We start from the raw sequence: 330 nt of genomic DNA on the forward strand, positions 1-330 counted from the left end.
CACAGCTGGCACAGAACGGCATCCGGCTGATTTTCGTCACCTTGGGTGCAAACGGCGTATTCTACCGCTTTGGGGAGAAAACTGGCCTTGTGGCTGGCGTGCCCTGCAAGGTGGGCGACACCAACGGCGCAGGCGATACCTTCTTTGGTGCGGCACTTTCCAAGCTTTGCAAGGAGGAGTTGGACACCCTGACGGTGGACAAACTGGAAAGCATTCTTGCATTTGCCAACAAGGCGGCAAGCATTACCACCAGCCGCCACGGCGCTATCCCCGCCATGCCCACCCTTGCAGAAGTGGAGGGCTGAACCATGGCAGCAAAACAGGAATTTG

The 330-nt window shown here is 57.6% G+C and carries 1 protein-coding gene; it reads left to right on the forward strand.

Features of this window, described 5'->3' with window-relative positions:
- Window positions 1-305: PfkB family carbohydrate kinase (locus P0G09_RS16525; protein WP_275253204.1), on the forward strand; the 305-nt coding region annotated here is incomplete at its 5' end.
- Window positions 306-330: the final 25 nt, after the last annotated feature.

This window comes from Faecalibacterium sp. DFI.5.82 (genome assembly GCF_029076575.1).
Lineage (GTDB): Bacteria > Bacillota > Clostridia > Oscillospirales > Ruminococcaceae > Faecalibacterium > Faecalibacterium duncaniae.